This window comes from Marinifilum sp. N1E240, assembly GCF_009295825.1.
Lineage (GTDB): Bacteria > Bacteroidota > Bacteroidia > Bacteroidales > Marinifilaceae > Marinifilum_A > Marinifilum_A sediminis.
In genome coordinates this window covers 69995-75994 of record NZ_WHKF01000012.1, presented here as the reverse complement: position 1 = coordinate 75994, position 6000 = coordinate 69995, and the positions used below count along the sequence as shown (strand labels likewise).

5 protein-coding genes are annotated in these 6000 nt (G+C 35.2%); 3 read left to right on the top strand and 2 right to left on the bottom strand.

Translation table 11 applies throughout. The annotated features are described in order from the left end of the window. Positions 1-259: 259 nt before the first annotated feature. Positions 260-823, bottom strand: a complete 564-nt coding sequence (locus tag GCQ56_RS18690) for a hypothetical protein (protein ID WP_152736060.1) — start codon at positions 821-823, stop codon at positions 260-262. A 238-nt stretch (positions 824-1061) separates the two neighbouring features. Next, positions 1062-1790 carry a DUF6261 family protein gene (locus GCQ56_RS18685; protein ID WP_152736059.1) on the bottom strand — a complete coding sequence of 243 codons (729 nt, stop codon included), beginning with the start codon at positions 1788-1790 and terminating at the stop codon, positions 1062-1064. Between the two features lie 642 nt (positions 1791-2432). Here GCQ56_RS18685 and GCQ56_RS18680 point away from each other — a divergent pair. The 3 genes from GCQ56_RS18680 to GCQ56_RS18670 all read left to right on the top strand — a co-directional run bounded on the left by GCQ56_RS18680 (position 2433) and on the right by GCQ56_RS18670 (position 5663). After that, entirely contained in the window at positions 2433-2684 is a 252-nt protein-coding gene (locus GCQ56_RS18680) for a DUF4834 family protein (RefSeq protein WP_152736058.1), read from the top strand. Positions 2685-2840: 156 nt separating this feature from the next. Next, a complete protein-coding gene (locus GCQ56_RS18675; protein WP_152736057.1) occupies positions 2841-4394 on the top strand; it encodes a glycine--tRNA ligase in 1554 nt (517 codons plus the stop codon). A gap of 468 nt (positions 4395-4862) precedes the next feature. Next, positions 4863-5663, top strand: a complete 801-nt coding sequence (locus GCQ56_RS18670; RefSeq protein ID WP_152736056.1) for a carbon-nitrogen hydrolase family protein — start codon at positions 4863-4865, stop codon at positions 5661-5663. The last annotated feature ends 337 nt before the right edge of the window (positions 5664-6000 follow it).

Genomic DNA, 6000 nt, shown 5'->3' with positions numbered 1-6000 from the left:
GAGTTTGTGTTCTGTCTTGTCCTTGTATAAATCTCATACTATAAGATAACAAAGTGCTGAAAATCTATCAAATACAAGCATGCTTACTTATCAACAACTTATCAAGGTTTTTAGACAGTCTGACGGTCTTGCTAAAATTTGAGGGCGATTTAAAACTGCCACCTTATCAAAACCGCATTGCGTTTATTGTTTTTGTTACATTATCAAGTTGGGCATCACCGCCCTTTAATTTTAACTTTTGTTGTGGCTAGTATATTTACTAATCAATCAAAATTCTCATTAAAAAGGCGAATCGCTTAGCAATGAAATTATCATTAAACATACATAAGGTTAAATCGCCATTTTTAGTCTTTGCATTAACCGCATAGAAAATCAAAGAACTCATTGATTGATGATTAGTTTCTTCTTTTTTTTCGATTACAATTGATTTAAAATCTTCAAAGCAATATTTGGTATCCGAACTAAACCACTTCGTCAATACTGAGTTTGTGTTTAATTCAATGTTTTTGTTTTGGATGTCAATTTTCAAATCTTTGTTTTTAATTGCGGTTCTTATGAACTTTTTCCCCATATAAATCATCCAAACTAGCGCAATTCCAATCTTAACAAAAAGATTAGTGTCAATGAAAAGCATAAGAATAGGTACGCAAAAGACGAGAAGGAATAACAATATTAATATCCAATATGGGTCTTTATTCTGTCTTATAATTATCATCTGATTCTCATATAAGAATTTAAATTCCTGAGTTTTTTCAGAGTGTTTTTCTAGTTCTTTTATTAAGTCTAAAGTTTTGTCCAAGGTATTTTCTTTAATATTAGCCACAACGTATGTATAACACGCTATGCATTTTACACAGTCTTTATGGCTGTTTGTTTAAGTTGTTGTTATTCTTTGTGTTGTCCGTTAAAATTACGTCTAATGGACTTTTTATTTTTGCAAGAGATTTTTCCTGCTTGCGTGGGCGTCAATCTCTTATGTTTTACATTTTGATATTCAAAGTTAACATTCTTATCTAAAAAAAAGCCTTCACAAATTGTGAAAGCTTTTGTTACAGTAGTTGTTATACGGTTTCAGCATCCGCCTCGCTTGCAGTGCGGCGACGTTTTACCAATTCGTTATTGTTATTTATTAACTCGGCAATGGTTAGGGCGCTAGCTTTGTAAGTGTCAGGATTTACCTTAGCCATGGTATTTAGGTAGCCCACCATATTGTCGTTAATTTCTTTAATTACCTCTTTCTTTAGTTTGCTTGCCGTAGCCAAATCTCTCTTGGCGCTTTCTCCTTCTGCCTGTTGCAGGGCTACTGTTTCAAAATCTTTTTGTGCTGCAGCTAATTCGCTAATAATTTCGGCTACACCTTGCAACTTGGCTATGGCTGCCACAACTTCGGGCTTAGCCAGGTCGTTTAGTAAGGACTCAATATCTGCCGATTCTTCTGCATAATCCGAATTCTGAATGTTTAAACCATACTGCTGCAATACATATTCTACTACCAAAGCAGCTTCTTTAACATCGGCAACCGGAATATGAGTATAGCCCTCAACCAACTTAAATAAAGATCTGATAGCCATATCGCGAACATGGTCTTTTTCTGCCATAATCGAATAGACTTTCAATCGGTTTAAAGCCTCAATCAGGGAAGTATTAAAGCCTTTTACCTTTTCGATTATTGACGTTAAATACGTATCAGTACTCCAATCTATCTTTGCAAATGCTGCCAAAATAAGCGTTAGTAATGCACTAATGTCGCCATTGCGACTGCTCGGTATTATTTTCTTTATTAATGACATAAATTCTCATTTTTAGGGTTAGTACTTATTATTTATAATTGTCATTTTTTGCTTTGTAAGTATTGATATGGATCAAAAAAACAATATTTCAGTCTTTGTAAGTACTGATATCAATTCAAAAATCCATTTTTCAAGCTTTGTAAATACTGACATGGTTCAAAAAATTATTTTTTCAGCCTTTGTAAGTATTGATATGAATTGAAAAAGCAATTTGCAGGGCTTTACCAATACTGGCATTGCCTAAACAAACGATCTTTTCAATACAGTTTGTATGTGCCTTATTTTTAGGTGACTCTATCAAATTTAAAAAATATTTTTAGTAAACAAAAAAATATTTTCAACTCACATTTAAAAATTTGCACAGCTAGAATGAAATGAAAAAACAGAAATGTCTAATCGACACACCAATCTGTATAGTAAAACTATAGAGATCTTTATTTAGAGATTTATCTCACTAAATCCAATAGTATTCTCAATTTACCTCAGTGAAATACCTAACAAAATACCTATTCTCACTCATGGGGAAGAATATCTGGGATAGATGCTAAAATGGTTTTTTAATGCGATTGTCCCGGAGACTTTTTAAAGGTATTTACGCTTCACTATATTTCTATTATCTTTGTCGTTCAAAAGTATTAGAATATGGCATTTATAAAGTTTATCGTTATTGCTGTCGGCATATATTATTTGTTAAAATGGACTATTAAAGCAATGTTCCCGTTTTTGGTGCAGAAAACATTTGATAAAATGCAGAAAGAAGCGCAAAAACAACAGCAGCAAACAAACACAAAGAAAGAAGGCGAAGTTACCATCGATAAATCTACTGATAGAAAAAACAATCCAAACAAAAAGGATATTGGCGACTATGTAGATTTTGAGGAAGTAGATGAGTAATAATTTATTTATTACGCAAACGATAGTATATCACGATTCAAAAAATAATTTATCAAAAACACTAGAAATTAATGATATGGAAAAGCCATCGAATGGCTTTTTTTGTATTTTTGTGTTTCGTTCAAATTAAAATAATAAACTTAAAATATAAGATTTATGGCTCAGGAAGATATTTTCAAGAAACTGGTTGCCCATTGTAAGGAATACGGTTTTGTATTTCAGTCATCAGAAATTTACGATGGACTAAGTGCTGTTTACGATTACGCACAATTGGGTGTTGAATTGAAAAACAACATCAAAAAATACTGGTGGGATTCTATGGTAAAATTGCACGAAAATGTAGTGGGTATCGATACTGCTATTTTTATGCACCCAACCATTTGGAAAGCTTCGGGTCACGTTGATGCTTTTAATGATCCATTGATTGACAACAAAGATTCAAAGAAACGTTACAGAGCTGATGTTTTAATTGAGGATTTGATGGCTAAATTTGAAGCCAAAATGGACAAGGAAGTTGCCAAAGCAAAGAAAAAGTTTGGTGAATCTTTCGACGAAGAACAATTTAGAGCAACCAATCCTCGTGTTAAGGCAAACAAAGAGAAAATGGATGCGGTTCACAAGCGTTTTGTTGATGCTTTGGATAAAAATGATTTGGACGAATTGAAGCAAATCATTATCGATAACGAGATTGCTTGTCCTATTTCGGGAACTAAGAACTGGACCGACGTTCGTCAGTTCAACCTAATGTTCTCAACCGATATGGGTTCAACTTCTGATGGAAGTAGCAAGATTTATCTTCGTCCGGAAACGGCTCAGGGTATTTTCGTAAACTACCTGAATGTTCAGAAAACAGGTCGTATGAAAATTCCTTTCGGGATTGCACAAATTGGTAAAGCATTCCGTAACGAGATTGTTGCTCGTCAGTTTATTTTCCGTATGCGTGAATTCGAACAAATGGAGCTTCAGTTCTTTGTTCGTCCGGGTGAGGAAATGAAATGGTTTAATGCTTGGAAAGAAACGCGTATGAGCTGGCACAAAGCCCTAGGTTTTGGCGAAGAAAAATACCGTTTCCACGATCACGATAAATTGGCTCACTATGCCAATGCAGCTACCGATGTAGAGTTTAAATTCCCATTCGGATTTAAAGAGGTGGAAGGTATTCACTCTCGTACCGATTTCGATTTAAATCAGCATCAGGAATTCTCAGGTAAGAAAATTCAGTATTTCGATCCTGAGTTGAACAAGAGCTACGTTCCTTATGTAGTAGAGACTTCGATTGGAGTTGACCGTATGTTCCTGCAAATTATGTCGGAAGCCTACCAGGAAGAAAAAATCCAGAAGGAAGATGGAAAAACCGACGAACGTGTAGTTCTTCGTTTACCTCTTGCTTTGGCTCCGGTTAAGCTTTGTGTAATGCCATTAACTAAGAAAGATGGTTTACCAGATAAAGCTCGCGAAATCATTAGCGACTTGAAATTTGATTTCAACTGCCAGTACGACGAGAAAGACTCTATTGGTAAGCGTTACCGTCGTCAGGATGCTATTGGTACTCCTTTCTGTGTAACGGTTGATCACCAATCGTTGGAAGACAATACGGTTACTATTCGTCATCGCGACAGCATGGAACAAGAGCGTGTTGAGATTTCAAAATTAGCTGAGATCCTTGATTCACATGTTAGCATGAAAGCTTTATTTAAGCAATTAAAATAAGCTGAATTCAAAATATATAAAAGCCATTCTCATTGAGGATGGCTTTTTTTTGTTATCTCCTCATCCTAAACTTCTCTTAGAACTACTATTTCTAAAGATCTTCGAATATCGTAAAAAAAAAGGTGTTGAACCCACTTCGGGGTTCAGTCTTATATATCTATCATTTATCCACCCCGAATTTCATACGGGGTTATTTATATAGAATCCCTTCAGGATACCTAAATTCTATGATTTAATCCTTTCAAATTTTGTAATTTTTTCCTTATAGAAAACCACAGAGTGGTTTAATTTGAATAACCACGGGTAAAACCTGTGGTGTTTGGTAATCAAACCATAGAACCCCGAAGTGGGTTCAATATTTGTGTCTTAAGAGTAGTTCCTCAAGGAGAAAGTCCCGAACTTAATGAGGGAGATGAGGTATTTTTCAATTTCATTATCTTTAAGCTTACCATTTTAATCTCTTCAAGCATGCCCAAACTCAAATTCGCTGCTATACAAGTCAACAATATAGATGCTAAAACTATAGCCGATAGAGATACTAATCTGCTCCAGGCAAAGAAGATCATCGATAAACTAGAAAATGTTGACCTGATAGTTTTACCTGAACTCTTTACCTGTGGATATTCTCGAGAAACATTCGATAATTTACAAGATTTAGCTGAAGATATTTCAGGGGATAGCTTTCAGTTTTTTTCATCAATAGCCAAAGAGAAAAATTGCTACATCTGTTATGGATTTCCTCAAATAAAGGATGATAAATATTTCATTTCTCAAGCTGTTATCAATCCCGAAGGAGAGATAGTAACTGTCTATAGCAAACAGCACATGGCACAATTTGGCAACTCTATGGAAAAGGAATATTTCACAAGAGGAGATCAAACCGTAAGCTTCGAAATTAATGGTGTTAAATTGGGTATGATCATTTGCTACGACATGCGTTTTCCTGAACTGACTCGCAAATTAGCTTTGGAACACAATATCGATTTCCTGTTTCATCCAGTTGCCTTTTATAAGGATAACAGCTTTCCAAGTTGGCATCACTTTATCATTACCCGAGCATTGGAAAATCAAATTTACATGCTCAGTTTAAATCGAGCGGGAGAGAAATATGGTAACTCTATCTTTTGTCCTCCTTGGGTCGATTACAATACCTCTCCTACCACCTTAAAAAGCAAGGAAGATATTATCATTGGAGAAATCGATACAGACCTAATCCATAAAGTGCGAGAAGAATATCGTTTTAGAGAAGACAGGAGGAACAATTATTAATTAATAATGATTTACTTCACGATGCACCCTTTCGTTTACTGCTGTTTCACCCTTTCGCCTTCGGCACTTCCCCTGGGTGGCTACTCTTTATACACATCTCTTCATATCACAGAGAAGACATTGAACCCACTTCGGGGTTCAACCTCATATACCTGTCATAAATAACCCCGCATTTCATGCGGGGTTATTTATATTGAATCCCTCCGGGATACCTAAATTCTATGATATAATCTTTTCAAATTCTGTAATTTTTCCTCCTGGAAAACCACGAAGTGGTTTAATTGGAATAACCACGGGTTTTACCCGTGGTATTGACAATCGAATCAAAGAACCCAAA